31 protein-coding genes and 3 tRNA genes are annotated in these 26,302 nt (G+C 38.0%); 32 read left to right on the forward strand and 2 right to left on the reverse strand.

Translation table 11 applies throughout. The annotated features are described in order from the left end of the window. Positions 1 to 8 precede the first annotated feature (8 nt). The 26 genes from rpsS (at position 9) to alaS (ending at position 18,791) form a co-directional block, all read left to right on the forward strand. Positions 9 to 287 (forward strand): 30S ribosomal protein S19, encoded by a 279-nt coding sequence (gene rpsS, locus BA1379B_RS01650; protein ID WP_035006078.1) that lies wholly within the window; start codon positions 9 to 11, stop codon positions 285 to 287. A 2-nt stretch (positions 288 to 289) separates the two neighbouring features. Continuing rightward, positions 290 to 679, forward strand: a complete 390-nt coding sequence (rplV, locus tag BA1379B_RS01655) for a 50S ribosomal protein L22 (RefSeq protein ID WP_035006076.1) — start codon at positions 290 to 292, stop codon at positions 677 to 679. Next, positions 679 to 1,389 carry a 30S ribosomal protein S3 gene (gene rpsC, locus BA1379B_RS01660; RefSeq protein WP_078673668.1) on the forward strand — a complete coding sequence of 237 codons (711 nt, stop codon included), beginning with the start codon at positions 679 to 681 and terminating at the stop codon, positions 1,387 to 1,389. The genes rplV and rpsC overlap by 1 nt, the downstream gene beginning before the upstream one ends. Before the next feature lie 36 nt (positions 1,390 to 1,425). Continuing rightward, positions 1,426 to 1,839 carry a 50S ribosomal protein L16 gene (rplP, locus tag BA1379B_RS01665; protein ID WP_078673669.1) on the forward strand — a complete coding sequence of 138 codons (414 nt, stop codon included), beginning with the start codon at positions 1,426 to 1,428 and terminating at the stop codon, positions 1,837 to 1,839. Between the two features lie 12 nt (positions 1,840 to 1,851). Further along, positions 1,852 to 2,052, forward strand: coding sequence for a 50S ribosomal protein L29 (rpmC, locus tag BA1379B_RS01670; protein WP_035006072.1), 201 nt, complete (start codon positions 1,852 to 1,854; stop codon positions 2,050 to 2,052). Between the two features lie 11 nt (positions 2,053 to 2,063). Then, positions 2,064 to 2,303 (forward strand): 30S ribosomal protein S17, encoded by a 240-nt coding sequence (rpsQ, locus tag BA1379B_RS01675; RefSeq protein ID WP_035006070.1) that lies wholly within the window; start codon positions 2,064 to 2,066, stop codon positions 2,301 to 2,303. Positions 2,304 to 2,450: 147 nt separating this feature from the next. Continuing rightward, positions 2,451 to 2,819, forward strand: coding sequence for a 50S ribosomal protein L14 (gene rplN, locus BA1379B_RS01680; protein ID WP_013545242.1), 369 nt, complete (start codon positions 2,451 to 2,453; stop codon positions 2,817 to 2,819). A 12-nt stretch (positions 2,820 to 2,831) separates the two neighbouring features. After that, a complete protein-coding gene (rplX, locus tag BA1379B_RS01685) occupies positions 2,832 to 3,146 on the forward strand; it encodes a 50S ribosomal protein L24 (RefSeq protein WP_035006067.1) in 315 nt (104 codons plus the stop codon). Further along, positions 3,139 to 3,696: a 50S ribosomal protein L5 gene (rplE, locus tag BA1379B_RS01690; protein WP_078673670.1), complete on the forward strand. Its 558-nt coding sequence runs from the start codon at positions 3,139 to 3,141 to the stop codon at positions 3,694 to 3,696. Before rplX ends, rplE begins: the two co-directional genes overlap by 8 nt. A 24-nt stretch (positions 3,697 to 3,720) precedes the next feature. Continuing rightward, positions 3,721 to 4,026, forward strand: a complete 306-nt coding sequence (gene rpsN, locus BA1379B_RS01695; protein WP_035006064.1) for a 30S ribosomal protein S14 — start codon at positions 3,721 to 3,723, stop codon at positions 4,024 to 4,026. A 14-nt stretch (positions 4,027 to 4,040) separates the two neighbouring features. Beyond that, the gene (gene rpsH / locus BA1379B_RS01700) at positions 4,041 to 4,439 is read left to right on the forward strand and encodes a 30S ribosomal protein S8 (RefSeq protein ID WP_035006063.1); all 399 of its coding nucleotides are present in this window, start codon (positions 4,041 to 4,043) and stop codon (positions 4,437 to 4,439) included. A gap of 39 nt (positions 4,440 to 4,478) precedes the next feature. Then, positions 4,479 to 5,012: a 50S ribosomal protein L6 gene (rplF, locus tag BA1379B_RS01705; RefSeq protein WP_035006061.1), complete on the forward strand. Its 534-nt coding sequence runs from the start codon at positions 4,479 to 4,481 to the stop codon at positions 5,010 to 5,012. Positions 5,013 to 5,024: 12 nt separating this feature from the next. Then, a complete protein-coding gene (rplR, locus tag BA1379B_RS01710) occupies positions 5,025 to 5,387 on the forward strand; it encodes a 50S ribosomal protein L18 (protein WP_035006059.1) in 363 nt (120 codons plus the stop codon). Positions 5,388 to 5,503: 116 nt separating this feature from the next. Beyond that, entirely contained in the window at positions 5,504 to 6,052 is a 549-nt protein-coding gene (gene rpsE, locus BA1379B_RS01715; protein WP_035006058.1) for a 30S ribosomal protein S5, read from the forward strand. Positions 6,053 to 6,082: 30 nt separating this feature from the next. Beyond that, positions 6,083 to 6,289 (forward strand): 50S ribosomal protein L30, encoded by a 207-nt coding sequence (gene rpmD / locus BA1379B_RS01720; RefSeq protein ID WP_078673671.1) that lies wholly within the window; start codon positions 6,083 to 6,085, stop codon positions 6,287 to 6,289. A gap of 20 nt (positions 6,290 to 6,309) precedes the next feature. Further along, complete coding sequence (gene rplO, locus BA1379B_RS01725; RefSeq protein ID WP_078673672.1) at positions 6,310 to 6,777, forward strand: 50S ribosomal protein L15; 468 nt, start codon at positions 6,310 to 6,312, stop codon at positions 6,775 to 6,777. Between the two features lie 152 nt (positions 6,778 to 6,929). Then, positions 6,930 to 8,276 carry a preprotein translocase subunit SecY gene (gene secY / locus BA1379B_RS01730; RefSeq protein ID WP_078673673.1) on the forward strand — a complete coding sequence of 449 codons (1,347 nt, stop codon included), beginning with the start codon at positions 6,930 to 6,932 and terminating at the stop codon, positions 8,274 to 8,276. Beyond that, positions 8,273 to 8,851: an adenylate kinase gene (locus BA1379B_RS01735; RefSeq protein WP_078673674.1), complete on the forward strand. Its 579-nt coding sequence runs from the start codon at positions 8,273 to 8,275 to the stop codon at positions 8,849 to 8,851. Before secY ends, BA1379B_RS01735 begins: the two co-directional genes overlap by 4 nt. A 183-nt stretch (positions 8,852 to 9,034) precedes the next feature. After that, positions 9,035 to 9,403 (forward strand): 30S ribosomal protein S13, encoded by a 369-nt coding sequence (gene rpsM / locus BA1379B_RS01740; protein ID WP_035006050.1) that lies wholly within the window; start codon positions 9,035 to 9,037, stop codon positions 9,401 to 9,403. Between the two features lie 134 nt (positions 9,404 to 9,537). Further along, a complete protein-coding gene (gene rpsK / locus BA1379B_RS01745) occupies positions 9,538 to 9,927 on the forward strand; it encodes a 30S ribosomal protein S11 (RefSeq protein WP_035006048.1) in 390 nt (129 codons plus the stop codon). 95 nt (positions 9,928 to 10,022) lie between these two features. Next, positions 10,023 to 11,036 (forward strand): DNA-directed RNA polymerase subunit alpha, encoded by a 1,014-nt coding sequence (locus BA1379B_RS01750; protein ID WP_035006046.1) that lies wholly within the window; start codon positions 10,023 to 10,025, stop codon positions 11,034 to 11,036. A 23-nt stretch (positions 11,037 to 11,059) separates the two neighbouring features. Next, positions 11,060 to 11,488, forward strand: a complete 429-nt coding sequence (gene rplQ / locus BA1379B_RS01755; RefSeq protein ID WP_035006041.1) for a 50S ribosomal protein L17 — start codon at positions 11,060 to 11,062, stop codon at positions 11,486 to 11,488. A gap of 295 nt (positions 11,489 to 11,783) precedes the next feature. Then, the gene (locus BA1379B_RS01760) at positions 11,784 to 13,178 is read left to right on the forward strand and encodes a DegQ family serine endoprotease (protein ID WP_078692323.1); all 1,395 of its coding nucleotides are present in this window, start codon (positions 11,784 to 11,786) and stop codon (positions 13,176 to 13,178) included. A 9-nt stretch (positions 13,179 to 13,187) separates the two neighbouring features. After that, positions 13,188 to 14,507, forward strand: a complete 1,320-nt coding sequence (locus tag BA1379B_RS01765; protein WP_078673677.1) for a replication-associated recombination protein A — start codon at positions 13,188 to 13,190, stop codon at positions 14,505 to 14,507. 372 nt (positions 14,508 to 14,879) lie between these two features. Further along, a complete protein-coding gene (gene recA, locus BA1379B_RS01770; protein ID WP_035006036.1) occupies positions 14,880 to 15,923 on the forward strand; it encodes a recombinase RecA in 1,044 nt (347 codons plus the stop codon). Positions 15,924 to 16,127: 204 nt separating this feature from the next. Then, positions 16,128 to 18,791, forward strand: coding sequence for an alanine--tRNA ligase (alaS, locus tag BA1379B_RS01775; protein ID WP_078692324.1), 2,664 nt, complete (start codon positions 16,128 to 16,130; stop codon positions 18,789 to 18,791). A gap of 94 nt (positions 18,792 to 18,885) precedes the next feature. Here alaS and BA1379B_RS01780 read toward each other — a convergent pair whose 3' ends face one another. Beyond that, positions 18,886 to 20,673: a glucan ABC transporter ATP-binding protein/ permease gene (locus BA1379B_RS01780; RefSeq protein WP_078692325.1), complete on the reverse strand. Its 1,788-nt coding sequence runs from the start codon at positions 20,671 to 20,673 to the stop codon at positions 18,886 to 18,888. A gap of 200 nt (positions 20,674 to 20,873) precedes the next feature. Here BA1379B_RS01780 and BA1379B_RS01785 point away from each other — a divergent pair, with 200 nt between their 5' ends. Both BA1379B_RS01785 and BA1379B_RS01790 read left to right on the forward strand, forming a co-directional pair. Next, entirely contained in the window at positions 20,874 to 21,857 is a 984-nt protein-coding gene (locus tag BA1379B_RS01785) for an RluA family pseudouridine synthase (RefSeq protein WP_035006030.1), read from the forward strand. Between the two features lie 839 nt (positions 21,858 to 22,696). Next, on the forward strand, positions 22,697 to 23,482 hold the full coding sequence (locus tag BA1379B_RS01790) for an ATP12 family chaperone protein (protein ID WP_078673680.1): 786 nt from the start codon (positions 22,697 to 22,699) through the stop codon (positions 23,480 to 23,482). Between the two features lie 34 nt (positions 23,483 to 23,516). Here BA1379B_RS01790 and BA1379B_RS01795 read toward each other — a convergent pair whose 3' ends face one another. Continuing rightward, positions 23,517 to 24,335, reverse strand: a complete 819-nt coding sequence (locus BA1379B_RS01795; RefSeq protein WP_078673681.1) for a TrmH family RNA methyltransferase — start codon at positions 24,333 to 24,335, stop codon at positions 23,517 to 23,519. 220 nt (positions 24,336 to 24,555) lie between these two features. Here BA1379B_RS01795 and BA1379B_RS01800 point away from each other — a divergent pair. From BA1379B_RS01800 to BA1379B_RS01815, 4 genes are all read left to right on the forward strand, one after another. Then, a tRNA-Tyr gene (locus BA1379B_RS01800) sits at positions 24,556 to 24,639 on the forward strand. A 23-nt stretch (positions 24,640 to 24,662) separates the two neighbouring features. Continuing rightward, positions 24,663 to 24,736, forward strand: a tRNA-Gly gene (locus BA1379B_RS01805). Positions 24,737 to 24,904: 168 nt separating this feature from the next. Continuing rightward, a complete protein-coding gene (gene tuf, locus BA1379B_RS01810; RefSeq protein ID WP_035006025.1) occupies positions 24,905 to 26,080 on the forward strand; it encodes an elongation factor Tu in 1,176 nt (391 codons plus the stop codon). A gap of 48 nt (positions 26,081 to 26,128) precedes the next feature. Beyond that, positions 26,129 to 26,201, forward strand: a tRNA-Trp gene (locus BA1379B_RS01815). Positions 26,202 to 26,302 lie beyond the last annotated feature (101 nt).

Genomic DNA, 26,302 nt, shown 5'->3' on the forward strand with positions numbered 1-26,302 from the left:
AGTCTAAAGTGGTTCGTTCAGTTTGGAAAGGTCCGTTTGTTGACGGCTATCTTCTTAAGAAAGCAGAAAAAGTTCGCGCTAGTGGACGTAATGAGGTAATTAAAATGTGGAGTCGCCGTTCTACTATTTTACCACAATTTGTTGGTTTGACTTTTGGTGTTTACAACGGCAATAAACATATTCCTGTTTCTGTTTCTGAAGAAATGGTCGGGCACAAATTTGGTGAATTTGCTCCCACCCGGACCTATTATGGGCATGGTGCAGATAAAAAAGCGAAGAGGAAGTAGGAATGGGCAAAGCTAAGGTTCCACGCCAACTTAAAGATATTGAAGCAAAAGCTGTCGCCCGAACAGTTCGTGTAAGTCCGCAGAAGCTTAATTTGGTTGCTGAAATGATACGTGGTAAAAAAGTTAATATGGCATTGGCTGATTTGGCATTTTCGCGTAAGCGTATTGCTGGTACTGTTCGAAGTGCTCTTGAATCGGCAATTGCTAATGCGGAAAATAATCATAATCTTGATATTGATTCCTTGATTGTTGCAGAAGCATATGTTGGTAAATCTATTGTAATGAAGCGTTTTCATGTTCGAGGGCGTGGTCGAGCTAGTCGAGTGAAGCGTCCATTTTCTCATCTCACTATTATTGTTCGTGAAGTTGTAGAAAAAGGGGAGGTTGCATAATGGGACAGAAGATCAATCCAATAGGACTTCGTCTTGGAGTTAATCGGACCTGGGATTCACGGTGGTATGCTGATAGTGGTGAATATGGGCGTCTTCTTCATGAAGATGTAAAAATTCGCTTGTATGTAATTGAGGAATTAAAGCAAGCTGCCATTTCTAAGGTTGTTATTGAGCGTCCTCATAAAAAGTGTCGTATAACTATTCATTCAGCACGCCCTGGTTTAATCATTGGTAAAAGAGGTGCTGATATTGAGAAGTTGCGTCGCAAGCTTTCAGAAATGACTGATGCTGAAACTTCACTGAATATTGTTGAAATTCGTAAACCAGAAATTGATTCCACAATTATTGCTCAGTCTATTGCTCAGCAACTTGAGCGTCGTGTTGCTTTTCGACGTGCAATGAAGCGTGCTGTTCAGTCTGCTATGCGTTTTGGAGCTGAAGGGATTCGTATTAATTGCTCTGGTCGTCTTGGAGGGGCTGAGATTGCTCGTATGGAATGGTATCGCGAAGGTCGTGTTCCACTTCATACATTGCGAGCTGATGTTGATTATGGTACAGCAGAAGCTAAAACTGCCTATGGTATTTGTGGTGTTAAAGTTTGGGTTTTTAAGGGTGAAATTCTTGAACATGATCCAATGGCTTCGGAGCGTCGTGCTGTAGAGGGTGATCATTCGAGTTCTTTATTGAATCGTCGCCGCGAAAATGTTTAATTTTGTGGTTGAGTTAGAAATTTGGAGTAGAGAGCAATGTTGCAGCCAAAGCGCACAAAGTTCCGTAAACAATTTAAGGGGCGTATTCATGGTTCTTCAAAGGGAGGAACAAGCTTGAATTTCGGTGCTTATGGTTTGAAAGCTATTGAGCCAGAGCGTGTTACTGCCCGTCAAATTGAGGCAGCGCGTCGTGCAATTACACGTTATATGAAGCGTTCTGGTCGTGTATGGATTCGTATTTTTCCGGATGTTCCTGTTACGTCTAAGCCAACTGAAGTTCGTATGGGTAAAGGTAAGGGGAGTGTGGATTATTGGGCGGTGCGTGTTGCACCTGGGCGTGTTATGTTTGAGCTTGATGGGGTTTCTGAGGATGTGGCGCGTGAAGCACTTAGGTTAGGTGCAGCAAAGCTTCCTGTTAAGACTCGTTTCGTACAGCGTATTTCTGAATAAAGAGGTTAGGCAATGAAAGCTGCAGAATTACGAGCGCAAACGCTCGAGCAAATGAAAAATGAATTGGCTAAATTAAAAAAAGAACAGTTTAATTTGCGTTTTCAGAAAGCAACAGGTCAGTTAGAGAAGACTACACGGGTTAAACAAGTTCGTCGTAATATTGCACGTATTAAAACATTTCTTCGTCAGAAAATGAACGAAAACAAGGCTTAAGGAAGTAAGATATGCCTAAACGCATTTTGCAAGGTGTTGTCGTTAGTGACAAGAGTGATAAAACTGTTGTTGTTAAGGTGGAGCGTCGCTATTCTCATCCGTTGCTTCAAAAGACGGTTCGGCAATCTAAAAAATATAAAGCACATGATGAGAATAATCAGTTCAAAATTGGAGATCGGATTTTTATTCAGGAATCTAAGCCAATCTCGAAAGATAAGCGTTGGATTGTCGTTAAAGATAGTGTAGCGTAGTTAACTAGGTGGGTTGTTTTAAAATTTAATTTTGGTTTATATTCATTGGTGGGTTTTGAAATAAAAACTTTATCGTTATTTGGCGGGTGAGTTCAGGTATATCAAATATTTATCCGGATATGGGTGTTTAAGAAAAGGTGGCCATTCATGATTCAGATGCAAACAAACCTCGATGTTGCAGATAATTCTGGTGCACGTCGTGTCATGTGCATCAAAGTGTTAGGCGGTTCAAAGCGGAAGTATGCTTTGGTCGGCGACATTATTGTTGTTTCGGTTAAGGACGCTATTCCTCGTGGACGTGTAAAAAAAGGAGATGTGATGAAAGCTGTAGTGGTTCGTACTGCCAAAGATATTCGTCGCGTGGATGGTAGTGTAATTCGTTTTGATAGGAATGCTGCTGTTTTAGTTGATAATAAGAAAGAACCAATTGGTACACGTATTTTTGGGCCGGTTCCCCGTGAGCTTCGTGGTAAAAACCATATGAAGATCATTTCTCTTGCTCCTGAAGTATTATAAGGGGTGGATATTATGCAAAAGATTCGAAAAGGTGATAAAGTGGTTGTCTTGTCCGGTAAGGATAAGGGATGTAAAGGTGAAGTCATCAAGGTGAATCCAAAGGAGAATAATGCTCTTGTGCTTGGGCTTAATATGGTTAAACGTCATCAACGTCAAACGCAAAAGCAAGAAGCTGGAATTATTTCTAAGGAGGCTCCTATTCATTTATCTAATTTAGCACTCTCTGATCCTAGAGATGGTAAGCCTACTCGTGTAGGTTTTCGTTTGAATGCGGATGGTGATAAGGTTCGCTTTGCCAAGCGTTCAGGAGAATTAATTAATGGCTGAGGAAAAACAAAAGCCGCGTATGAAGGCGCATTATTTTGAAGTGGTTCGTAAAATACTTCAAGAAAAGTTTAATTATAAAAATGAAATGCAAATACCCCGTCTTGATAAGATTGTGATTAATATGGGGATCGGTGAGGCGACGGCTGATTCAAAAAAGCCCTCTATTGCAGCTGGAGATTTGGCATTGATAACGGGTCAAAAAGCTATTGTTACCCGTGCACGTAATTCTATTGCGACCTTTAAAGTACGTGAAGGGATGCCTCTTGGAGCTAAGGTAACACTACGTAAAGATCGTATGTTTGAGTTTTTGGATCGTCTTATTACAATTGCGCTTCCACGGGTTCGTGATTTTCGTGGTTTGAATCCAAAAAGTTTTGACAGTCGTGGCAATTTTGCTATGGGTATTAAAGAGCATATTGTGTTTCCAGAAATTAACTACGATAAAGTTGATCAGATTTGGGGTATGGATATTATTGTTTGTACGACAGCGAAAACGGATGATGAAGCGCGTGAGTTATTACGTGCTTTTAATTTTCCGTTTCGTTCGTAACGGCAAATATAGCGAGGTGAAGTTATGGCTAAAGTGAGTGCCGTTGAAAAAAATAAACGTCGTGAAAGGATGGTGAAGCGTTATGCTGCACGTCGTGCGCGTTTAAAAGCAATAGTGATGAATCAGGAAGTTTTGCTTGAAGAGCGCTTTAAAGCTTCTATTCAGTTGGCACAGTTGCCTCGTAATTCTGCAAAAGTTCGTATTCGTAACCGTTGTGAAATTTCGGGTCGTCCGCGTGCTTATTATCGTAAATTAAAGATGTCACGGATTGCATTGCGTGATCTTGGGTCTTTGGGGTATATTCCTGGAATTGTTAAGTCTAGCTGGTAGGGAGAGGTTATTAGATGTCTATGTCAGATCCTCTTGGTGATATGTTAACCCGTATTCGGAATGCGCTTGGTCGTAAAAAAGGAAAGGTCATTACTCCTGCATCTAAACTTCGTGCAGGGGTTCTTGATGCTCTGAAATTGGAAGGTTATATTCGTGGATATAATCAGGTTGATTTAGGTAATGGAAAATCTTCAATTGAAATTGAGCTAAAATATTTTGAAGGTTCAGCCGTTATTCGTGAAATTTCGCGTGTTTCAAAGCCAGGTCGTCGTGTTTATGTTTCTGCTAAAGCTATTCCTCCAGTGGCGAATGGTCTTGGTATTTCAATTTTATCAACTCCTAACGGAGTGATGGCGGATCATGAGGCGCGTAAACAAAATGTTGGTGGAGAGCTTCTCTGTCGTGTTTTCTGATTAATTTAAAGAAAATGGAAGAAAAACAGGTTAAGAATAATGTCTCGTATTGGAAAAAAACCCATTCCAGTTCCTTCTGGAGTTACCGCTATCATTGACGGCCAGTTGGTTAAGGTAAAAGGTCCGAAAGGTGAGCTGAGTTATGTCGTTAATGATGAGGTTTTAGTTAAGCTTGAGGAAAATGTTGTATTAGTAGAGCCACGTGATCAATCAAAGGGTGCTCGTTCTAAGTGGGGTATGTCACGCTCAATGATTGGGAATATTTTTTGTGGTGTAAAAGATGGTTTTGAAAAGAAACTGGAAATTAATGGTGTTGGTTATCGTGCTGCGTTGCAGGGTAAAGATATTCAGTTATCATTAGGTTTTTCTCATGATGTCATTTATAAAGTACCAGCTGACGTTACTATAACAGTTCCTAAGCCGACAGAAATTGTTGTTTTCGGAATTGATAAACAGAAGGTTGGACAAGTAGCGGCAGAAATTCGCAAATATCGTGCGCCTGAACCTTATAAGGGTAAAGGTGTGAAGTATGCAGATGAGCATATTGTTCGTAAAGAAGGTAAAAAGAAATAAGGATTTCATGACATGGTTTCTTCTAAGCGGATTGTTCAACGTAGAGCCCAACGTGTTCGTCGTCAAATTAAAGCGGTTGATAATGGTCGTCTACGGCTTAGTGTTTATCGCTCAAATCAGAATATTTATGCTCAAATTATTGATGATACACGTGGACATACTCTTGTTTCTGCGTGTACTCTTGAAAAGAATTTAAAGAACTCTTTAAAAAGTGGTTCTGATAAAGAAGCTGCTTTTGTTGTTGGTAAGTTAATTGCTGAGCGTGCGAAAAAAGCTGGTGTTAATGAAGTTGTTTTTGATCGTGGGCCATATGTTTATCATGGTAGAATAAAAGCTTTGGCTGAAGCTGCTCGTGAGGGTGGTTTAAATTTTTAAAGTGTATAGCTTAGAAAGTTTAGTAAGGAGATCTTTAGGATATTTCATGCAAGTTCCTTTGATTTCGTGCTGGGACTTTGTTAGCGTGCTTCCGGAAAAGAAAAAAGGAATGAGGAATGGCACAAAAAGAGCGTAGTGATCGGGATGAACGTGATAGTGAGTTTGTTGATAAGCTTGTTCATATTAATCGTGTTTCTAAAGTTGTGAAGGGTGGTCGGCGTTTTGGTTTTGCTGCTCTTGTTGTTGTTGGAGATCAAAAGGGGCGTGTTGGTTTTGGTCATGGTAAAGCGCGTGAAGTGCCTGAGGCAGTTCGTAAGGCTACAGAGTCTGCAAAACGTGAAATGATTCATGTACCGCTGCGGTCTGGACGTACATTACATCATGATGTTGAAGGTCGTCATGGTGCTGGTTATGTTTTGTTACGCGCAGCTTCTGCTGGTACTGGTATTATCGCTGGCGGGCCAATGCGTGCTATTTTTGAGACACTTGGTATGCAGGATGTTATTGCGAAATCATTAGGGTCATCAAATCCCTATAATATGGTACGTGCTACCTTTGATGCGTTAAAGCGCCAAGTGCATCCTAAAAGTATTGCGGCCCAGCGAGGTATTAAGTATTCAGTATTGCAGTCGCGTCGTCAAAATATGATTGATTCGGAAGAATAATGTCTAGGCTTGTCGAAAAGGGAATTAAAAATGATTCAAAAAAAATCTCAGATTAGCAAGACTGTGACGGTAGAACAAATTAGAAGTGCGATTCGAAAACCGCGAGTTCAATGTGCAACATTAAAGGGACTTGGATTAAATAAAATGCATCGTCGTCGTGTTTTGGAAGATACACCTTGTGTGCGGGGTATGATTGCTAAGGTTAAGCATCTTGTTCGCGTTATAGAAAAAAATTAAAGGTTGCAGGAGTATATAAAATGAAGCTCAATGAATTACGTGATCGTGAGGGCGCAACAAAGAGCTATAAGCGTATTGGGCGTGGTATTGGTTCTGGAACCGGTAAAACTGGTGGTTGTGGTGTTAAAGGTCAGAAGTCACGTTCTGGTGTGTCGCTTAATGGTTTTGAAGGAGGGCAAATGCCTATTTATCGCCGTTTACCAAAGCGCGGATTTAAGAATTTATTTTCTAAAGCTTACAATGAAGTTTCATTAGGCCGTATTCAGTTAGCAGTTGATGCGGGTAAATTGGATATTGAGAAATCAGTTGATGTTGTTACATTAAAAGAAGCTGGTATTATTAGTCGGGTAAAAGATGGTGTGCGTCTTCTTTCTGATGGAGAGCTAAAAGTTAAGATGACATTTAATGTTTCTGGGGCTTCTGAAATGGCTCGTAAAAAGATTGAAAAGGCTGGTGGTCAGGTTAATTTTTGCAAAGTTACTCAATAATTACGGACTAAATAATGCAGGGAAATATGAACTCTCTTTTACTTCATTATTTATAAAGAATATTGAGCCTTTCGTTTTTTATATGGTGGTATGAATTCTAAAGGTTATGTTTATTTAAGTTAAAGATTTAGCCTATAAACTGGAGAAAATTTATGGCATCGGCTGCAGAGCAATTGGTTTCCAATATGAATTTTGGCGCTTTTTCGCGTGCAACTGAATTAAAAAAACGTATTTGGTTTACTTTGGCTGCGCTTCTTGTGTATCGTTTTGGTACTTATATTTCTCTACCGGGTATTAATATTGATGTTTTACGACAAACATTTGAACATCATGCATCTGGTGTATTAGGGCTGTTTAATATGTTTGCTGGGGGTGCTGTTGGGCGTATGGCAATTTTTGCTTTAGGTATAATGCCTTATATATCAGCATCAATTATTGTACAGTTATTAACATCGATTGTTCCTTCATTAGAAGCTCTCAAAAAAGAGGGGGAATTGGGTCGTAAGATCATCAATCAATATACTCGTTATATGACTGTTATATTGGCAATTTTACAAGCTTTTGGTATTGCAGTTGCGCTTGAAACTGGTATAGGAACAGGTCTCCAAATAGTTATAGAACCAGGTATAATATTTCGTATTTCAGCAGTTATTTCATTAGTTGGTGGCACAATATTTTTGATGTGGCTTGGTGAGCAGATTACATCACGTGGCATTGGTAATGGAATTTCTCTCATTATTTTTACAGGTATTGTAGCAAATTTTCCTTCTACGTTTGCTCAACTTTTAACTGCTCATAGTCAAGCTGATTTATCAACTTTTTTATTAATAGGAATTGTTGTTGTTGCTGTTCTTATTATTGGAGTTATTGTTTTTGTAGAGCGGGCACAAAGGAGGATTATTATTCAGTATCCAAAGCGTCAAGTTGGAAATCAGATGTTTCAAGGTGATATGTCTCATTTTCCTTTGAAGTTAAATACTGCTGGTGTTATTCCGCCAATTTTTGCTTCATCTTTATTATTATTACCTGCAACTATTAATAATTTTTCTGATAAAATGCCGCAATGGGTTCAAAATATTTCTTTTTTCCTTAGTCATGGACAACCACTTTATATGATTGTTTACGCTGCTTTGATGGCATTTTTTTGCTTTTTCTATACAGCTATTGTATTCAGTCCAAGTGATACAGCTGAACAATTAAAAAGGCATTCTGGTTTTATCCCAGGGATTCGCCCTGGTGAGCGTACGGCTGAGTATATTGATTACGTTTTAACGCGTATTACTGTTATTGGAGCTATTTATATTATTCTGATTTGTTTACTTCCTGAGTTTATGATATCAACATTGCATATTCCTTTTTATCTTGGTGGTACATCTTTACTCATTGTTGTTACTGTTACACTTGATACAGTTGCTCAAATTCAGGGGAGTCTTGTTGCGCACCAATATAAGGGATTGATTGAAAAATCAAAACTTCGTGGAGGTAGAAGAAGACGATGAAGGTGATTCTTTTAGGTCCTCCTGGTGCTGGCAAAGGTACGCAAGCTAAAATGCTTACTGAGGAATATACTATTCCTCAGTTGTCCACCGGTGACATGCTGCGTGCAGTTATTATGAAAGAAACAGAAGTTGGTAAAAAAGCTAAAGCAATAATGGAATCTGGTTCTTTGGTTTCTGATGATATTGTTAATCGAATTGTATCAGATCGTATTAGTGAAAGTGATTGCGTGGGTGGTTTTATATTGGATGGGTATCCGCGGACCTTGGCACAAGCAGAGGCATTGCAGCAAATTTTAAAATCAAAAAATGTACAACTTGATGCGGTTATTGAGCTTGTTGTTGATGAAGATGCGTTGATTGAGCGTATAAAAAAGCGTGTACAGGAAACCGTTGTTTCTGGTGGGCAGGTTCGTTCAGATGATAATCCTGGTGCTTTTGCAAAACGACTAGTTGAGTATCGTGAGAAAACAGCTCCTGTATCAAAGTTTTATTCAGATATTGGATTACTAAAAACGGTTGATGGAATGGCTGATATTTCTGATGTATCGCGCGCAATTAAAGAGCTTTTTAAATGAAGGACTTTATCAGAAATAAATTGAAAAGAGTTGACTTTTATAATGAAATCTATCAGAAATCGCTTTGATTCATTTCAGTAGGAATAACAGGATTCGGAATATGTTTGAACCGAAGCCATTTTTTTCTATAAAATGCTTCAAGTATTTTATGGTAAACTGTTAACATACTCAAGGAGAATAGGCGTGGCCCGTATTGCTGGCGTCAATATCCCGACAAATAAGCGTGTAGTTATTGCGCTTCAATATATTTATGGGATTGGACAAAAATTTGCTCAGGAAATTATCGAGAAAGTTGGTATTTCTCCAGAGCGTCGTGTACATGAGCTTTCGGATGCAGAAGTTTTACAGATTCGTGAGACAATAGACCAAAGCTATCAGGTTGAAGGGGACCTCCGTCGGGAGGTTGCGATGAGTGTAAAGCGTTTGATGGATCTTGGCTGTTATCGTGGTTTACGCCATCGTCGCTCTTTGCCCGTTCGTGGGCAGCGTACGCATACAAATGCGCGTACACGTAAAGGTCCTGCTAAAGCAATTGCTGGTAAGAAGAAGTAAAAATCTTTAATTGCTTTAATTGATTGTGAAGGTTTTATTTTAGATATTTTGTTTTTGTTGAATATTTAAAACAAGAGCGAATAAGGTGGAGCTGCTGGTATTACGGCAGTAAAGAGATCGTTGAAAGGAAGGCTATGGCCAAGGAAGCCACACGTATTCGTCGTCGCGAGCGTAAGAATATTTCATCAGGTGTTGTACATATCAATTCAACATTTAATAATACAATGATTACTATTACTGATTCTCAGGGACATACAATTGCATGGTCATCTGCTGGAGCTCAAGGATTTAAGGGATCACGTAAGTCTACGCCTTTTGCTGCACAGGTTGCTGCAGAGGATTGTGCCAAAAAAGCACAAGAACATGGTATGCGTTCGTTGGAAGTTGAAGTTTGTGGGCCCGGAGCAGGTCGTGAATCCGCTTTACGTGCATTGCAATCTGTTGGTTTTTTAATTACTTCCATTCGTGATGTGACACCAATTCCTCATAATGGATGTCGTCCGCGAAAAAGGCGGCGTGTTTAATTTGGGTATTGTTTTTCATTGTCGGAGGTTTCTCCGATGTTCACGCTGGCCGTTGCGATTGAATGGTAACGGAACTAAAGAACAGGAATAAAAATATGATCCAGAAAAACTGGCAGGAATTAATTAAACCCAGTAAAGTTGAGTTTCACGCGCATAATGATCCGAATATTGTAAGTGTGGTTGCAGAACCTCTTGAGCGTGGTTTCGGTTTGACATTAGGAAATGCATTGCGTCGTGTGTTGTTATCATCACTTCGTGGTGCTGCAGTTACTGCTGTACAAATTGATAGTATTTTACATGAATTCTCGTCAATTCCGGGTGTTCGTGAAGATGTTACAGATATTATTTTAAATATCAAAGAGATTGCTATACGTATGGAAGAGGAGGGGCCTAAGCGGGTTATTCTCTGTAAAGAGGGACCCGGAGTGGTTAAAGCTGGAGATATACAAACAGTTGGAGATATGGCAATTCTTAATCCGGAGCATGTGATTTGCACATTGGATGAGGACGCAGAAGTTCGCATGGAACTTATTGTCAATACAGGAAAGGGTTATGTTCCATCGGAGAGAAATTGTATTGATGATGCACCAATAGGACTTATTCCTGTTGATAGCCTTTATTCGCCAGTTCGTAAAGTATCCTATAAAGTAGAGAATACACGTGAAGGACAGATTCTAGATTATGATAAATTGACATTAACAATCGAAACGAATGGCGCTGTTAATGGTGAAGATGCGATTGCTTTTGCAGCTCGTATTCTTCAAGATCAATTGTTGGTATTTGTTAACTTTGAAGAACCACAAAAAGAATTGGTGGAAGAGCCGGATTCTGAACTTTCCTTTAATCCAGCCTTGCTCAAAAAGGTGGATGAATTAGAACTTTCAGTGCGTTCAGCAAATTGTCTTAAAAATGATAATATTGTTTATATTGGTGATCTTATACAAAAAACAGAAGCTGAAATGCTTCGGACACCAAATTTTGGACGGAAATCATTGAATGAAATTAAGGAAGTTCTCGCATGTATGGGACTCCATCTTGGGATGGAAATTCCTGCGTGGCCTCCTGATAACATTGATGATCTTGCGAAACGTTATGAAGATCAGTATTAAATTAACATTGAAGGAGAAGGCTTATGCGCCACAGTAAATCAGGTCGTAGGCTGAACCGGACTGCTAGTCATCGTAAAGCAATGTTTGCAAATATGGCGGCTTCGCTTATTGAGCATGAGCAGATTATGACGACGCTTCCAAAGGCTAAAGAAATTCGTCCTGTCGTTGAAAAATTAGTTACGCTTGGTAAGCGTGGAGATTTGCATGCACGTCGGCAAGCGATTTCAGCTCTTCGTGATGCGAAGCATGTTGCGAAATTGTTTGATACGTTAGCGGTACGTTATGCATCACGTAAAGGTGGTTATTTGCGTATTATGAAAGCAGGTTTTCGTACCGGTGATAATGCTCCTATGGCTGTTATTGAGTTTGTTGATCGCGATGTTGACGCAAAAGGTGCTGTTGATCGTGCACGTATGGAAACAACAGCTGTTAAAGAAGAAGCTGCTTCATAAAAGGAGCAATTTTTCTTATTAGCTTTTTAAAAACCGTCTTTTAAAGGCGGTTTTTTTATTAAATTTTAAGGGCGTTTTTTCATTAAAATTGTAGAGCTAATTTTTTCTATTATGTAAAAAGGAGAGAGGTGACTTTATTCGTTGAGTTGTTTAATTTCTATATTGTTTGTTGTTTGGATAAATTTTTTGTGCCTAAATCATTGATTATTTAGTGATGATCACCGATTTTCAAGGTAAGTAAGGAGGTCTTCTTATCTTATTAAGAAGTAAGCTTTTGTTTTTGAAGGAGCTAATAATGAAATATTCTATTTTAATAGGGCTTTTTTTTGTGATTATGGCACAAATAACGTTTTGTTATGCGAATGCTCAAATTCCACAAAAACAGTCAGATATTACTTTTTCATTTGCTCCTTTAGTGAAAAAGACTGTTCTATCCGTTGTGAATATTTATGCTGCACGAAAAGTTAGAGTACGTTCGCCTTTTGAGGGAGATCCATTTTTTGAACAATTTTTTGGTCGTTATCAAGGTAAGCGATCTTTGCGTACTCAGTCATCATTAGGATCTGGGGTGATTGTTGATGCACGTGGTTTGATTGTTACTAGTTACCATGTTATTAAGGATGCTAGCGAAATTAAAGTTGCTTTTTCTGATGGCCGGGAATTTGAAAGTAAAGTTATATTAAAGGATGAAACAACAGATATTGCAGTACTTGAAATTAATTCAAAAGATGCTCAATTTCCTGTTCTCCCTTTGGGAGATTCTGATGCAGTGGAAGTTGGAGACCTTGTTCTAGCAATTGGTAATCCTTTTGGTGTTGGTCAGACGGTTACAAGTGGCATTGTTTCAGCACAAGCACGTACGCGTATAGGTATTTCTGATTTTGATTTTTTCATTCAAACAGATGCTGCTATTAATCCAGGTAATTCTGGTGGGGCTTTAATTGATATGAAAGGTCAATTAATTGGGATTAATACGGCTATTTATTCACGTTCAGGTGGTTCTGTAGGGATTGGATTTGCTATCCCAGTTAATCTTATTAAAGTTGTGCTTGATACAGTGAAGCGTGGTGAAAAGTTTCTTGTGCCCCCTTATATTGGGGCATCTTTTCAAAGTATTACACCTGATATTGCAAGTGGTTTGGGTTTAGAACATTCGTATGGTGCACTCATTATTGAGATTATCAAAGGTAGTCCGGCTGAGAAAGCTGGTTTGAAAGTGGGTGACGTTATTTTGAGTGTGCAAGGGATGCAAATTGAGAGTCCAGATAGTCTTGGATATCGTTTGATGACAACTAGGATTGGGCAGAGCCTTGTTTTAGAATATTTACGGGATGGAAAAATTTTTAAAACAGAAATAACTGTATTATCAACACCAGAATCTGCATTTGTACAATCTGAAAAAATTGTGGGAGAAAATCCCCTTTCTGGTGCTGAAGTATTAGATTTAACGCGGTACAATAGTCGACGATTTCATCTTCCTGTTACTGTGAAAGGTGTGATAATTACTGAGGTTGACCAAAGAAGTAATGCTGCGGGTATTTTTCGTCCTGGAGATATTTTGCATACTGTTAATGGTCATAAAATTCAAACTGTAAGTCAGTTAAAAAAAGTGCTTATGCAAAAACACTCACATATTTGGGAAATAGAATATGAGCGCAATGGTTTACATATTCGTCAATTGATTCGTTGAGAGTTTTATTTGAATAAAGATTTTTATACTTTACCCTTTGATTCTTGTGTTAATCAAAATCGTCCCCTTGCAGAAAAGATGCGTCCTCGCTCTCTTCATGAAGTGGTAGGGCAAAACCATTTAATTGGAGCGGAGGGCTTTCTTTCGCGCATGGTTGCGTCTGGCTCTTTTAGTTCTATGATTTTCTGGGGACCACCAGGCACAGGTAAAACGACGGTAGCACGTTTGTTGGCACTTGAAACAAATTTTGCCTTTGAACAAGTTTCTGCTATTTTTACTGGAATATCGGAACTAAAGAAAATTTTTGAAGTAGCCCGAGCCCGTTTGATGTCTGGATGTCAGACATTATTATTTATCGATGAAATTCACCGCTTTAATCGCTCTCAACAGGATAGTTTTTTACCTTTTATGGAAGATGGAACTATAATTCTTGTAGGAGCAACAACTGAGAATCCTTCATTTGAACTTAATGCTGCTCTTCTTTCACGTGCACGTGTTTTAACTTTTCGCGCGCATGATAATGCAAGTTTGGACATACTTTTGAAACGCGCTGAAAAAGTAGAGGGAAGATCACTGCCTTTAGATGATCATGCGAGAGAAGTTTTAATAAGGATATCTGACGGTGATGCACGAGCAGCTTTAACATTAGCAGAAGATATTTGGCGTGCTGCACAGTCAGAAGAAGTTTTTAATGCCGAAACTCTGCAAGCCATAATTCAGCGTCGAACTCCGATTTATGATAAAGGACGAGATAGTCATTATAACCTTATTTCAGCACTGCATAAGTCAGTTCGTGGTTCTGACCCTGATGCTGCACTGTATTATCTTGCACGTATGTTTGATGCGGGTGAAGATCCTTTATATATTGGGCGTAGGTTGGTTCGCATAGCTATTGAAGATATTGGTTTAGCAGATCCACAAGCTCTTGTAATTTGTAATGCAGCAAAAGATGCCTATAGTTATTTAGGATCACCTGAAGGAGAGTTAGCTCTTGTGCAAGCATGTCTTTATGTTGCAACTGCACCAAAATCAAATGCAACTTATCTTGCTTATAAAGCGGCAATGCATAGTGCTCGCAAAAACGGTTCTTTATCTCCTCCTAAGCACATTCTTAATGCTCCTACAAAATTTATGAAAGAAGAGGGATATGGGCATGGTTATCGTTATGACCATGACGAACAAGATGCGTTTTCAGGGCAAGAATATTTTCCTGAAGAACTTGGGCATCAGATCTATTATCAGCCACAAGAACGTGGTTTTGAGCGGGAAATTATAAAGCGTCTTGATTGGTGGAAGAAGTTACGACAAAAACGAGTTAATCAAAAATAAAATTTTAGAGAGAGTAAGAGAGAATGTATTTTTGATTGTTTTTTTGTATTTAGTCATAATTATTATAATTTTAATTAAGATTCAGATTAAACTAAAAGAACTTACTGCTGTTCTATAGAGTAGGGGGTATTTGATTTATTTAAAGAAAAAGGTATTAACGGTATATAAATTTAGTGTGTAAGCGACTCTCTCTAATATGTTATCTCTTGAAGAAAACGTAGTTTCTTTTAAGTGGAGGGAATTGGATTTTGTTGAATCTAACTAAGAATAAAAGAAATAGTCTGTGAACATCCAAATTCGAGGCTTTAATTAGGCGAAGAGAACAGTATATACTGTATATTAAATTTGTTATAACTCACTAAGGATATAGTTGTGGATAAAACAAAAGCTCTAGAGGCTGCTCTTTCACAGATTGAACGTTCATTTGGTAAAGGCTCGATTATGCGTCTTGGGCAGAAAGAGCAAGTTGTTGAAATTGAGACCGTTTCGACTGGTTCGTTATCTTTGGATATTGCTTTGGGGGTAGGTGGACTACCAAAAGGGCGCATTATTGAGATTTATGGGCCAGAAAGTTCTGGGAAAACAACATTAGCTCTTCATTCTATTGCTGAAGCGCAGAAAAATGGTGGAGTTTGTGCTTTTGTTGATGCAGAACACGCTCTTGATCCTATTTATGCACGTAAACTTGGTGTTGATTTAGCAAATCTCTTTATTTCTCAGCCAGATACTGGTGAACAGGCATTGGAAATTACAGAAACACTTGTTCGTTCTGGTGCCGTTGATGTACTGGTTGTTGATTCAGTTGCAGCTTTGACACCACGTGCAGAAATTGATGGTGAAATGGGCGATTCTTTACCTGGATTACAAGCTAGGTTGATGAGTCAAGCATTACGAAAATTAACAGCATCGATTTTTCGCTCTAACTGTATGGTTATTTTTATCAATCAAATTCGTATGAAAATAGGTGTGATGTTTGGTTCTCCTGAAACAACAACAGGTGGAAATGCTTTAAAGTTTTATGCTTCTGTTCGTTTGGATATTCGTCGCATTGGAGCTATTAAAGATCGTGATACAATTATTGGGAGTCAGACTCGCGTTAAAATTGTAAAGAATAAGTTAGCACCTCCATTCAAGCAAGTTGAGTTTGATATTATTTATGGTGAGGGCATTTCTAAATTAGGAGAATTAATAGATTTAGGTGTTAAAGTTGGTCTTGTAGAAAAATCTGGTTCATGGTTCTCTTATAATTCTCAGCGTTTAGGGCAGGGGCGTGAAAATGCAAAGCAGTTTTTATGTGAACATACAGAGATAGCGGCTGAGATTGAAACAGCTTTACGACAGAATGCTGGTCTAATCGCAATTGAATTGCTAGAAAATTCTGGAGTAGAAAGTACAGAGGGTGAGGAAACAATCTGATATAATATTAGTTTGAATAGGATTCCTTTATTTAAAGTTTATTCTGTTTTTATTTGTTAGAATTTTGAAGTACAAGATCGTTTACTTTTTATTTTTTTGCAGAGAATATTTTTGTCTTGATTAAAGCACTAAAGCGAGCAAAGAGTGCTGTATTAGGTAGTTATTTGGTTTTGCGATTTTTTACTGTATTCTACAGGTGTAAATATGAATAGTGTTAATAGTATCAGGTCAGCTTTTCTGGATTATTTTCGTCGTAATGGACATGAAATTCTTTCTTCGAGTCCACTGGTTCCACGCAATGACCCTACATTGATGTTTACAAATGCAGGAATGGTTCAGTTTAAAAACGTTTTTACTGGACTTGAACAATACCCTTATAAACGAGCAACAACAGCGCAAAAATGTGTTCGTGCGGGTGGAAAGCATAATGATCTTGATAATGTTGGTTATACAGCGCGTCATCATACTTTTTTTGAAATGCTTGGGAATTTTTCTTTTGGTGATTATTTTAAAGAAGAAGCCATTTTTTTTGCATGGAATCTTTTAACCAAAGAGTTTTGTCTTTCGCAAGATAAATTGTTGGTCACAGTTTATCATACTGATAATATTGCAGCTGAATTATGGCGTAAAATTTCGGGGCTTCCGAACGAAAAAATTATCCGTATTGCAACCAATGATAATTTTTGGTCGATGGGAGATACAGGTCCATGTGGTCCTTGTTCAGAGATTTTTTATGATCATGGCGATGAAATTTTTGGTGGGCCTCCTGGAAGTGCTAATGAGGATGGTGATCGTTTTATTGAAATTTGGAATCTTGTTTTTATGCAATATGAGCAAGTTAATAAAGAAGAGCGAACTGAATTACCTTGTCCTTCTATTGACACTGGTATGGGATTAGAACGCATCGCAGCTGTTTTGCAAGGTGTTCATGATAATTATGATATTGATCTTTTTTGTAAATTAATTCACGCTTCACAGGAGATAACAGGTATAAAGGCAACGGGTGAGTTTGTTGCCAGCCATCGTGTTATTGCTGATCATCTCCGTTCTTCTGCGTTTTTGATTTCTGATGGTGTTCTTCCTTCCAATGAGGGACGAGGATATGTTTTACGTCGTATTATGCGTCGTGCTATGCGTCATGCTCATTTTCTTGGTGCTAAAGAGTCATTAATGAAGAAACTTTTGCCTGTTTTAATACGCGAAATGGGGCAAGCTTATCCCGAGTTAGTGCGTGCTGAGTCCTTAATTTCAGAAATCTTAAAGCTAGAAGAAACGCGTTTTCATAAAACTCTTGAACGAGGGCTTAGTTTATTAAATGAAGCAAGCATTGATCTTAAAGAAGGTGATCATTTGGACGGTGAAGTTGCCTTTAAACTTTATGATACATATGGTTTTCCACTTGATTTGACGCAAGATGCCCTTCGCTGTCGCGGAATATCTGTTGATATTGATGCTTTTGAAAAAGCAATGGAGCTTCAGAAAGCCGAAAATCGCGCCAATTGGTCTGGTTCTGGCGCATCAATAACAGAAACAATTTGGTTTTCTATTCGTGATAAGGTAGGCGCTACAGAATTTTTAGGTTATGAAACAGAAAAAGCTGAGGGCGTTATTACAGCTCTTGTTTGTGATGGTGAAATTGTTGATCATATTTCTTCAGGACAAGATGCTATGCTTGTTGTGAATCAAACACCTTTTTATGCTGAGTCTGGTGGGCAGGTAGGTGATAGTGGCGTTATTTCTGGTGAGTCTTTTGTTTTTGAAGTGCATGATACCCAGAGAAGGGGTGATGGGGTTTTTATTCACATTGGAGAAGTAAAATCTGGCCAAGCACAGATATCTGATTGTGTGGAACTGGCCGTTGATTCTGAACGTCGTAGAAAAATTCGTGCTAATCATTCTGCTACCCATTTATTGCATGAAGCTTTGCGTTGTATATTAGGGCCGCATATTGCACAGAAGGGATCTTTAGTATCTCCTAGTCGGTTGCGTTTTGATTTTTCTCACCCAAAGCCAATTTCATCAGAAGAATTAAAAAGAGTAGAAGATTTGGCAAATGATATTGTGCTGCAAAATAGTAAGGTCACAACCCGTTTGATGGCGCTGGATGATGCAATTTTGGGAGGAGCAATGGCATTGTTTGGGGAAAAATATGGTGATGAAGTTCGTGTTGTTTCTATGGGAGAGAGATGTGAACCAACAGAATTAACAAGGCATTGGTCAATTGAGCTTTGTGGGGGCACGCACGTGCAGAGAACAGGTGATATTGGTTTGATTCATATTGTTGGTGAAAGTTCTGTAGCTTCTGGAGTTCGTCGTATTGAAGCTTTAACGGGTACAACTGCACGCCTTTATTTACGTCAACAAGATAAGCGAATTTATGAAATGGCGAGTTTTTTAAAAACTTCTCCTGCTAATTTGGAAGAACGTATAAGGAATTTGCTTGATGATCGTCGTAAGTTTGAAAAAGAGTTGAATAATACACGTAAAAATGTTGCGCTGAATGGTGGAGCTCTACAGGGTAGAAAAGAGGACATTACAATTATTAATGGTATTTCTTTTATGGGGGGCGTTCTTAGAAACATTGCGGTGCGGGATCTTAAAGCGTTGGTAGATTCTGGAAAGAAGCAAATTAAATCTGGGGTGGTTGCTTTTATTAGTGTTTCGGAAGATGGCAAAGGAAGCGCTGTTGTTGGGGTTACTGATGATTTAATAAATATGTTGAATGCTGTTGATTTAGTGCGTGTTGTTTCCACTGTTCTTGGTGGCCAAGGTGGTGGTGGCCGTCCTGATATGGCACAGGCTGGTGGTTCCAAAGGAGATAAAGCTGATGAAGCGATTACGGCATTAAAAGCTTTTCTTAAAGGGTAATTTTTATTCTTGTTGTATGTTACAGTTTTTAAGAAAGCTTAAACTGTATATCGTTACATTAAATTTTTGTGTAAAAGCGTAGAAAACAAAAATTTTATGATGCAATAGCTTTGTGTAATGGCACTATGTTTTCATTTTCTGTTTTCGTTGTTTCTTGATCACTCATTAAGCCGCCAGTTTGTAATAATTTATAGAAGCGACCGCCTTTGCTAATCAGTTCTTGAAAGCTACCTTTTTCAATTAAACGGCCATGATCTAAAAATAATATAAGATCAGCATTGCGAACTGTTGAAAGACGGTGTGCTATAATAAAAGTGGTGCGGTTTTGACTTACACAATCGATAGCATCTTTAACACGAGCTTCTGTTTCAACATCAAGAGCACTTGTTGCTTCATCTAAAATAAGGATGGGTGCATTTTTTAAGATAGCACGTGCGATTGCTAATCGTTGTCTTTCTCCACCTGATAATTGTGAACCGCGCTCACCAACTAATGTATCATAACAATCATTTTTTTCTAGAATAAAGTCATGAGCAGCAGCTATCTTTGCAGCTTCATAAAGTTCTTCATCTGTTGCGGTTGTTTTGCCTATTGAAATGTTATCGCGAATACTACGGTTGAAAAGACCAGAATCTTGAAAGACTGTTGCTAAAGCTTTGCGCAAGGATTCACGATTAACTGTGCGTATATCTATTTCATCAATACTGATGTGCCCAATTGTAGGATCATATACGCGTTGTAACAAATTGATTAATGTTGTCTTTCCAGCACCTGTTGGCCCTACAATCGCAACGGTTTGTCCTGCTTTAACTTTAAATGAAATATCAAAAACACCTTGAGAGGAATTAAGAAATTTATAGGACACATGATGAAACTGAATTTCACCTTTAACATTTTGAAGAGAAGGAAGATTTTCTGGTGTATTGATATGAACAGTAGAGTCTTCCATTTCAAAAAAATCTTTTAGTTTTGCTTGTGAAGATATAGCTAAATTGATGAAATTGCTAATTTGATCAAGACGATTAATCATTAATTGAGCAAATCCAACAAAAGCAACAACTTCTCCTACTCGCACTTGGCCTTTTGTTACAAAAAAGGCGCCTAGAATCAGGACACACACTATTGAAATTGTTGAGGCCATTCGATTTAAGCCACTAGCGAGAGCCCACCAATTTAAAACAGGATTTTGGGCTTTAAGAAGATCAGCTGCGTGTTGATGAAGTATGGAGGTTTCCTCTAATATTCTATTATAACTTTGTACAATCGAAACGTTAGAAATTGAGTCACTGACATGCTTAAAAAGATTATGGTGGTAGCGTTCTACGGCTGCTTGTCCATCTTTTGTTTTTTGCATTACTAAACGTGCAATTAATACATAGATAATAGCGAGGACAAGCAAGACTATTGAAAGACGCCAATTCATTTTGAAAGCTATTGGCACGAGAACAAGTAATGCAACAAGAGTTGAGAGATGTTGACGCATAAAGTCAAGCCATATGGTTGACATAGAATCTATTGCACGTAGTAGTGTATGAAGAGCATTAGAAGTTCCACGTTGTTGATGCCAGATTAATGGCATAGCAATGATACGTTCAAAAGATTCTATTAAAACAGTCAAGCGACGTCTATGTGCTAAGCGGTCAGCACTACGTGCTACGAGTACGTAAGCAATAATATTAAAAACACCAAAGCCTACCCACATTATGAGGGTCGAAATAATGCCAGATTTATCTGCAATTGCATCAATAACGTGTCCAAATAAAATAGGTTCTATAATCGTAATTATAGCTAAAGTAACATTAGCTGAGCAGATTAAAATGGATGCATTTTTTTCTTTGTTGAGATAAGAAAGAACACGAGCATAAATTTTAAATAAAGACACAGATGATTATCTCCAATTCTCACTCAAGATTCTCTTAGCGATTGGTCTTTGAAACTAATAAAATTTATGCAGTAGGAGAATGCAATTTTGAATACGGATTGTAACGCAGCGTGATAACGTCAATTTATAAAATCATTTTTTGTGTTTATATACAGTAGGATGAGAATGTTAATAACAAATTTTATGATAAGAGAATTATTATGGTGGGCGTAAAAATAAAAAAGGTTGAAGCAGATGAAAATGGAATGCGTTTAGATCGTTGGTTTAAGGTGTACTATCCAGATGTTGGGTTTGGATATTTACAAAAACTTCTACGTTCTGGACAGATACGGGTTGATGGTGGACGTGTTAAAAATGATGTGCGCCTTGTTATGGGGCAATCTATTCGTGTGCCCCCTTTACTTATAGATAAAGAGGATAGCTTTCCTGTAATCAATAAAATCGTTTGTGGACAGGACAATGACATAATCTTAAAAGATATGCTTCTTTATGAAGATTCAAAAATTTTTGTTTTTAATAAACCAGCAGGTTTAGCGGTACAAGGCGGTTCTGGCTTGACGCGTCATGTTGATAGTATGCTTGAAGTATGGCGCAATAAAAAAGGCGAAAAACCGCGATTGGTTCATCGCATTGATCGTGAGACATCTGGTGTTCTTGTTGTGGCACGGTCAAGAGGAGCTGCGCAGGCTTTGACTGCTGCTTTTAGAACACGAGAAACAAAGAAAACTTATTGGGCATTGGTCCGGGGGGTGCCTAGAAAAAAGCAGGATAAAATTTCGACATGGATGGTCAGAGAAATAACTGCACAAGGTGATAAAATGCGTGTTTGTGAACGTAGACAACCAGATTCCAATCATGCAGTGTCTTATTATCGTGTTTTGGATACGCGAGGAAAAGCTCTTTCTTGGCTTGAAATGGAACCCTATACAGGAAGAACACATCAATTACGTGTTCATGCTGCTTATATAAATCATCCGATTATTGGCGATTCAAAATATTTTTTTTCTGATAGTAATTGGGACTTGCCAGGAGGAATGCAAAATCGGCTTCATCTTCATGCACGTCGTATCCGTATACCTCATCCTTCAGGAGGCATATTAGATGTTACTGCACCTTTACCACCTCATATGGTGCAAAGTTTTAATCTTTTCGCTTTTAACGAAATCGATGGTGATACAGAATAATAGAAACAATACTGTACTTTTTTTCCTTAATATTTATAACTAATTGATTTATAAAGGTAATATATTACTTTATTTTGAATTAAAGTTTAAAATAGAGTAACATTCTCTTATTTCAACCTATCTCATTTTAAAACAAATACAAAATCATTTATGTGTTACAAAAATAGTTAACATATAAATGAAAATCCTTTAAGAACTCTAGAAGCAGTAATGATATCAAGATATTAGATAAAAGTCTTTTAATATATTGATTCTTAAATAAAAATTAATAAAAAATCCAGAAGAAAGATCGTGTGGAAGGATTTTTAAAAATTATCTTTTGAATGAATGATCTATCTTATTAAAACTAGCGGGTACTTACTGAAAAGCATCAAAAGCAATATGCAGTTTAAATACTCAATATGTTTATAAAACATCTCCTATAACTGATATATTATGGTGTTGTGAGTATTATATTGTCGATTGAAATTACATTGCTTTTTAAATTAAACTCTTCCTTATTTTCCTATGAGATGGTGATATTATTACTATAAGTAATATTGGATGAACCTTTTCTACTTTATAAGACATTGCTTTAGCATTTATTGTTCCATGAAAATTAAGGATATTGATTTATAAATCAATGATTATAAGAGCTTATGAGCTGATGTTGAGATTATCATACAGAGATATAGTATAAGATTGTTGATAGTTAAATGGCATAATACTTTAGTATTTGTTGGAATGACTGTAGTTGATATGTTTTAAAATTGCTGTACAGTATTTTTGTAGCTAATAATTGCAAATTTTATTCTAGAAACCTTATTAGGCTTGTTGAAAATATTAAAGGTAGAAAAAAAATGCGTGAAATTTTAGGTGATGTTGATACGTTATTGAATGAAGGTAATTCTTTTCATCATCCTCAAAAATTATCATGTCGGCCATTGCCTAAGCGGTTTTACGAAAAAGTAGACGTCACCTGTAAAGAAGGAAAATTTTTTATTTTACTAGATGGGAAACTATTAAAGACACCTGCAAAACGTGATTTTTTTCTACCGGTAGAAATGCTTGCTGGATTGGTAGCACAAGAATTTACTGCCCAAAAAGCGGTGATTGATCCAGCAAAAATGCCAATTACGCGTTTGGTTAATACTGTTATTGACGGTATAATTGATAATATGCAAATTATTTTTGAAGATCTGTTGCGTTTTGTTGCATGTGATATGATTTTTTATCGAGCACAAACACCAAAAGAATTAGTGAAACGACAATCTGAAAAATGGGACTTTTTACTTGATTGGGCAGAAGAAAGATTAGGTACACATTTTAATTTAGTAGAAGGTCTTATGCATGTTGAACAACCACCTGAGTCTATTCAAGCGGTGAGCAATTATTTACGCAAGATAGAATCTCCTTATACGTTAGCTGCACTTCATGCAATGACTACATTGACAGGATCAGCTCTTATTGCTTTTGCTGTAGCTGAGGGGAAGATTTGTACAGATGATGCTTGGGCTATAGCACATTTAGATGAAGATTGGACAATGGAACAATGGGGAAAAGATGAGGAAACAATAACACGTCGTGCTTATAAAAAGTCTGAGTTTAATGCAGCAGCTACAATTATTACTGTTTGCTCAAAATGAAATTCTCATTTCAATTTACTATAGGAGAATAAAGTTACTGTCTAAGGTATTTGTATACTGCGTAGAGCGCGATTGCTGCAGCATTTGAAACGTTTAATGACTTAATATCTCCAGGCAGATCAAGGCGTGCTAGTGAGTACACATTTTCCCGTGTTTTTTGACGTAAGCCTTTACCTTCTGCTCCTAAAATAAGGGAGATTTTAGTCCCTGTTAACGCTGTTTCTAAAGGAAATTTACCTTCTGAATCAAGTCCAAAACTAATAAAGTTCATTTGGTGAAGTTCTTGAAGTGCTTTAAAAAGATTGCGTACAGTAATGTATTCAATGAGTTCTAAAGCTCCAGACGCTGCTTTGGCAAGTACACCACTTTCTTGTGGTGAATGGCGATTAGTAGTAATGATTGCTCCAGCTTTAAAGGCTACGGCAGAGCGCATAATAGCACCAACGTTATGTGGATCAGTAATTTGATCCATGATAATGATAAGATCGGTATTTGTCAGTTCCGATAAAGAACGTGATTTTAGAGGTTCAGTTTCTAATACAATTCCTTGATGAACTGCTTCCCTTCCTACAAACATTTCCAGTTTTTTCGGTGAGCATGGTGTTATAGGACACGCTATATTTGATTCGTTTATATCAAGACGCTTTAAAGCATTTGGTGTAGCATACAGATGTCTTAAAATTCTTCTAGGATTCTTCAACGCTGCATGAACTGGATGAATACCATAAAGGTAAATTTGTTCTTTTTGTAATGGGATAGGTGGTTGTTTTACATATGTTGTAGATTGAAAAAAAGAGCCTTTTGTATCACGATATCGGCGACGAAGACGAGCATAATGAGAGTCTTTAGGCATATTTTTTTCATATTATGTTTATAATGGATTTGTATATAGAAATTTGTATATAGAAAAAATATAAAATTTTAAATTATTTAATAGAAAATTTGTAAAGAACCATATTTATTTTGTTGACAGATGCAATACTAAACGCCATAACCAACCCTCAGCCAGTCTAAACTTAGTAGAAAGAGATTGGTTGTAGTGATGCTTTATCGCCCAGCTCTACCGATGTAATGGAGGGGTGCCCGAGTGGTTAAAGGGGACGGACTGTAAATCCGTTGCGTATGCTACGTTGGTTCGAATCCAACCCCCTTCACCATTCATCAAATAGAGCTGATATGTGCGGGTATAGCTCAATGGTAGAGCAGCAGCCTTCCAAGCTGAATACGCGGGTTCGATTCCCGCTACCCGCTCCAGACATAAGCTGGCGATTGAGTAAAATGGTGGGTGTTTTCCATCATCATAATAAAGAGACGAATATTTTCGTTTTATAGTTGTTATGCCGGACTGAGGTATTAGTCCGGTTTGATTTGGTTCTGAGAACCTTTTTATACTAACTAATTTAAGACAAGAGATTGACGGCGATGGCAAAGAGCAAATTTGAACGTACGAAGCCGCATGTTAATATAGGTACGATTGGTCATGTTGATCATGGGAAGACTTCATTGACAGCAGCGATTACGAAGTATTTTGGTGAATTTAAAGCGTATGACCAAATTGATGCGGCGCCTGAGGAGCGGGCACGTGGTATAACGATATCTACTGCGCACGTTGAGTATGAAACGGAGAGCCGTCACTATGCTCACGTTGATTGTCCTGGTCATGCGGATTATGTTAAGAACATGATTACAGGAGCGGCCCAAATGGATGGTGCGATATTAGTTGTTTCTGCAGCAGATGGACCTATGCCTCAAACGCGTGAGCATATTTTGTTGGCCCGCCAGGTTGGAGTTCCAGCGATTGTTGTTTTTCTCAATAAAGTTGATCAGGTTGATGATAGCGAGCTTTTAGAGCTTGTAGAGCTTGAAGTTCGTGAGCTTTTATCGAAATATGATTTTCCGGGAGATGATATTCCTATAGTTAAGGGTTCGGCTTTGGCTGCGCTTGAGGATTCAAATAAGAGTATAGGTGAAGATTCTGTTCGTCTTTTGATGAGTGAAGTTGATAAATATATACCGACCCCTGAGCGTCCAGTTGATCAGCCGTTTTTGATGCCTATCGAGGATGTTTTTTCTATTTCTGGTCGTGGTACGGTTGTTACAGGTCGTGTTGAGCGTGGCATTATTAAAGTTGGTGAAGAGATAGAGATTATTGGAATTCGTCCTACATCTAAGACGACGGTTACCGGGGTTGAAATGTTTCGGAAACTTTTAGATCAAGGTCAGGCTGGTGATAATATAGGCGCTTTGCTTCGTGGAGTTGATCGTGAGGGGATTGAACGTGGTCAAGTATTGGCGAAACCTGGTTCTGTTACACCTCATACTAAATTTAAAGCTGAGGCTTATATTTTAACGAAAGATGAGGGGGGACGTCACACACCGTTTTTCACAAACTATCGTCCTCAATTTTATTTTCGTACGACCGATGTTACAGGTATAGTTACGCTTCCTGAAGGAACGGAAATGGTTATGCCGGGTGATAATGTTGCAATGGATGTTTCTTTGATTGTTCCAATCGCAATGGAAGAGAAGCTTCGTTTTGCGATCCGAGAAGGTGGTCGCACCGTTGGGGCCGGTATCGTATCTAAAATTATTGAATAGGTGAGATAAATTACTTAGGATATATTTAAAATATTTTTCTAAAAGATTAGGGGTATAGCTCAGTTGGTAGAGCGGCGGTCTCCAAAACCGCAGGTCGCGGGTTCAAGTCCTGCTGCCCCTGCCGTGGATTGTGATTTGAATCACAGTTAGAGAGAGGATAGACAGATTAGTTATGTTTATTTTCTTTTTTTTATATAGGGCTTGTTTTTTTGTACATGAATC

It is taken from the genome of Bartonella sp. A1379B (assembly GCF_002022485.1).
GTDB lineage: Bacteria > Pseudomonadota > Alphaproteobacteria > Rhizobiales > Rhizobiaceae > Bartonella > Bartonella rochalimae.

Bases quoted from the DNA above. Each gene is read 5' to 3' on its own strand.
- alaS (WP_078692324.1), top strand. From the start codon at position 16,128: ATGAATAGTGTTAATAGTATCAGGTCAGCTTTTCTGGATTATTTTCGT.
- rpsH (WP_035006063.1), top strand. From the start codon at position 4,041: ATGTCTATGTCAGATCCTCTTGGTGATATGTTAACCCGTATTCGGAAT.
- BA1379B_RS01790 (WP_078673680.1), top strand. From the start codon at position 22,697: ATGCGTGAAATTTTAGGTGATGTTGATACGTTATTGAATGAAGGTAAT.
- rplN (WP_013545242.1), top strand. From the start codon at position 2,451: ATGATTCAGATGCAAACAAACCTCGATGTTGCAGATAATTCTGGTGCA.
- BA1379B_RS01735 (WP_078673674.1), top strand. From the start codon at position 8,273: ATGAAGGTGATTCTTTTAGGTCCTCCTGGTGCTGGCAAAGGTACGCAA.
- BA1379B_RS01785 (WP_035006030.1), top strand. From the start codon at position 20,874: ATGGTGGGCGTAAAAATAAAAAAGGTTGAAGCAGATGAAAATGGAATG.
- BA1379B_RS01750 (WP_035006046.1), top strand. From the start codon at position 10,023: ATGATCCAGAAAAACTGGCAGGAATTAATTAAACCCAGTAAAGTTGAG.
- rpsE (WP_035006058.1), top strand. From the start codon at position 5,504: ATGGCACAAAAAGAGCGTAGTGATCGGGATGAACGTGATAGTGAGTTT.
- rpsK (WP_035006048.1), top strand. From the start codon at position 9,538: ATGGCCAAGGAAGCCACACGTATTCGTCGTCGCGAGCGTAAGAATATT.
- rplX (WP_035006067.1), top strand. From the start codon at position 2,832: ATGCAAAAGATTCGAAAAGGTGATAAAGTGGTTGTCTTGTCCGGTAAG.
- rpmD (WP_078673671.1), top strand. From the start codon at position 6,083: ATGATTCAAAAAAAATCTCAGATTAGCAAGACTGTGACGGTAGAACAA.
- rpsN (WP_035006064.1), top strand. From the start codon at position 3,721: ATGGCTAAAGTGAGTGCCGTTGAAAAAAATAAACGTCGTGAAAGGATG.
- secY (WP_078673673.1), top strand. From the start codon at position 6,930: ATGGCATCGGCTGCAGAGCAATTGGTTTCCAATATGAATTTTGGCGCT.
- tuf (WP_035006025.1), top strand. From the start codon at position 24,905: ATGGCAAAGAGCAAATTTGAACGTACGAAGCCGCATGTTAATATAGGT.
- rplV (WP_035006076.1), top strand. From the start codon at position 290: ATGGGCAAAGCTAAGGTTCCACGCCAACTTAAAGATATTGAAGCAAAA.
- rpmC (WP_035006072.1), top strand. From the start codon at position 1,852: ATGAAAGCTGCAGAATTACGAGCGCAAACGCTCGAGCAAATGAAAAAT.
- rplQ (WP_035006041.1), top strand. From the start codon at position 11,060: ATGCGCCACAGTAAATCAGGTCGTAGGCTGAACCGGACTGCTAGTCAT.
- rplP (WP_078673669.1), top strand. From the start codon at position 1,426: ATGTTGCAGCCAAAGCGCACAAAGTTCCGTAAACAATTTAAGGGGCGT.
- rplF (WP_035006061.1), top strand. From the start codon at position 4,479: ATGTCTCGTATTGGAAAAAAACCCATTCCAGTTCCTTCTGGAGTTACC.
- BA1379B_RS01795 (WP_078673681.1), bottom strand. From the start codon at position 24,335: ATGCCTAAAGACTCTCATTATGCTCGTCTTCGTCGCCGATATCGTGAT.
- rpsQ (WP_035006070.1), top strand. From the start codon at position 2,064: ATGCCTAAACGCATTTTGCAAGGTGTTGTCGTTAGTGACAAGAGTGAT.
- rplE (WP_078673670.1), top strand. From the start codon at position 3,139: ATGGCTGAGGAAAAACAAAAGCCGCGTATGAAGGCGCATTATTTTGAA.
- rplR (WP_035006059.1), top strand. From the start codon at position 5,025: ATGGTTTCTTCTAAGCGGATTGTTCAACGTAGAGCCCAACGTGTTCGT.
- BA1379B_RS01760 (WP_078692323.1), top strand. From the start codon at position 11,784: ATGAAATATTCTATTTTAATAGGGCTTTTTTTTGTGATTATGGCACAA.
- rpsC (WP_078673668.1), top strand. From the start codon at position 679: ATGGGACAGAAGATCAATCCAATAGGACTTCGTCTTGGAGTTAATCGG.
- rplO (WP_078673672.1), top strand. From the start codon at position 6,310: ATGAAGCTCAATGAATTACGTGATCGTGAGGGCGCAACAAAGAGCTAT.